At 73.0% G+C, this 2489-nt stretch carries 2 protein-coding genes; both read right to left on the reverse strand.

Features of this window, described 5'->3' with window-relative positions; genetic code table 11:
• On the reverse strand, window positions 1-910 hold a 910-nt coding region (locus NBZ85_RS30235), incomplete at its 3' end, for an SDR family oxidoreductase (RefSeq protein ID WP_261563333.1).
• A complete protein-coding gene (locus tag NBZ85_RS30240) occupies window positions 907-2355 on the reverse strand; it encodes a glycosyltransferase family 4 protein (protein ID WP_261560466.1) in 1449 nt (482 codons plus the stop codon). The genes NBZ85_RS30235 and NBZ85_RS30240, both read right to left, overlap by 4 nt.
• Window positions 2356-2489: the final 134 nt, after the last annotated feature.

Here is a 2489-nt window from a genome sequence, read left to right on the forward strand (position 1 = left end):
GGGTGGGCCTGCGCGACCGGCTGGCGGAATCCGGTGAGCCGTACTGGGCCGTGGCGGCCTGTTCGGCGATCCCGACGGCGAACGGCCGAGGCCGGTGGTCCAGGTCGCGGCGGGCCGCGTCGATCTCGAACGCCTTGTCTTCGGTGAGCCGGGCGAGCTGTTCGGCCTTCAACCTCGGCGAGGACACCCGCCGTTCGTAGGCACGGGTCGCGGCGACGATGGGGCGGACCGGTACGGGCACGCAGATCACCCGCCGGCCGACGGCGGCGCCGGCCGCGGTCACGACCTGCCGGAACGTCAGGGCTTCGGGCCCGGCGACGTCATAGGCGCGCCCGATCGCCGCCGTGGTCGTCGCCGCGCGCAGCACGGTGTGGGCCAGGTCCTCCACGTGCACCGGCTGCTGCAGGTGATGCCCCCCGCCGGGGACCGGCAGCACGGGAACGTGTCGCAGCAGCGCGAGCAGCCGGGCCATGTTCCGGTCGTCGGGGCCCCCGTAGATCATCGTTGGCCGAATGATCGTCCAGGCCAGCCCGCTGGCCGTGATGGTCCGCTCGGCTGCCACCCGGATGCGTTTCGAGGGCGGATCGAGCGTGGTGAAGATCCCGGTGGTGGAGACGAAGACGGCCCGGCGGATGTCGGCCTGGCGGGCGGCGGCCACGATCGCGTCCGCGTGGCCGAACCCGAGCGAGGCGATGTTGACCAGCGTCTCGCAGGCCGCCTCGCGGAACGCGGGAAGCAGGGTCGCCGGATCGTCGAGGTCGCCCCGTATCGCCTCCGCGCCCCGGCTGCGCAGCCTCGCCGCCGCCGCGTCGCTGCGCGCCAGCCCGACGACCCGGTGCCCGTCCGCGAGTGCCCCCTCGACCACCCGGCTGCCGAGGAAACCGGTGCCACCGGTGACGAGGAATCTCACGCGACCACGTCCGGCCCGGCCTGCGTGGATGCCCGCGGTGGCGACTCGGCGGGGGCGACCGAGGACATGGCCACGGTGGCGGCTGCCGCACCCGGTTCGGGTTCGGCGGGCGGTTCGGGTGCGGTAGCCGGTTCGGGTGCGGTAGCCGCCGGTTCAGGTGTTGACCCCGGTGGGGAGAGGGGCGCCGCCGACGGCGGTACCGGGGGTGAGGCGCCATCGAACAGCAGCGCCTGGTAGCGGCGGGCCAAGTCGTCGCGATCGTAGTGCGCCTCGACGTGCGCCCGCCCGCTGCGGCCCATCCGCGCCCGGCGGTCCGGGTCCGCCGCCAGGGCCAGGACCGCGTCCGCCAGCGCGGCCGGGTCCTCGGGGGGTACGACCATCTGCCCGGCGGCGAGGAGGATCTGCGCCGCCTCGCCGCGGACCGCTCCGATCACCGGGCGGCCCGCGGCGAGGAACTCGAACATCTTCGACGGGATGAACGTGTCGAACATCGGCACGTCCCGCAGCGGGACGACACAGATGTCCGCAGCCGCGACGACGGCGGGCACCTCCTCGCGGGGGACTCCGTCGCGCAGCGCCGTGTTGGCCAGTCCCAGGCGCTCGACGTGCTCGACGAGCCTGCGTTTCTCGGCACCCTCACCGACGAAGGCGAACCGGATCGGCATGCCGGTCAACCGGGCAGCCGCGTCGGCGATCGCGGTCAGGCCGTGCGAGATGCCGTGGGCGCCGAGGTAGAGCACGAGGGTGTCGCCGTCGGTGGCACCTAGGCGGCCCCGGATGTCGGCCGAGGCCATGGTGGCCGGGTGGAACCGGTGGAGGTCCACGCCGTTGGGGATCATGTGCACCTTGTGCCACGCGATGCCTCGCCGCACGATGTGCTCCCGGAACCCCTCCGTCACCGTGACGACGCTGTCGGCGGCCCGGTAGGCGGCGAGTTCGAGGCGTTCGAGAACTCCGAGGATCCGCCGGTTGGTGAGGACGCCGAGCTGCTCGAAGATGGCCGGCCACAGGTCACGGACCTCCACGATCAGCCGGGCGCTTCGCAGCCTGGCGAGCAGCCAGGCCGAGCCCAGGGGGAAGAAGGTCGGGGAGGACACCACGACCACGTCGCACGGCCCGGTCCGCCAGCCGCCGAGCAGGACGCTTGAGGCCATGAACGACAGGTGGGACAGGGTCTTGCGGACCACGCCCTCGTTGGGGGTGGCGTACAGGCGGGTGCGCACGACGCGGTAGCCGTCGACCCGCTCGGTGCGCAACCAGGCGCCGCGGTACTCGGGCGGGATCACCCCGGTGGGATGGTTCGGCATACCGGTGAGCACCGTGACGTCGAGGCCGTCGGCCGCCCAGGCCCGGGCCGTCTCCGACAGCCTCGCCTGGGGTGCCCCGATCTCGGGCGGGAAGTAGTGCGTCACCACCAGGACGCGGCGGCCGGGAAGGGGGGACACGGAGTTCAACCTCCAGCCGTCAGTCTCAACATGTATCGCTCAAAGTAGCATAGCAATTACTTGAAGTGATTATTGGTAGTGCGGCCGCCCGCGTGTCGCCGCCGGGGGCCGGGGGCCGGGGGCCGGACGGGATC

The organism is Frankia tisae (genome assembly GCF_025403405.1).
GTDB lineage: Bacteria > Actinomycetota > Actinomycetes > Frankiales > Frankiaceae > Frankia > Frankia tisai.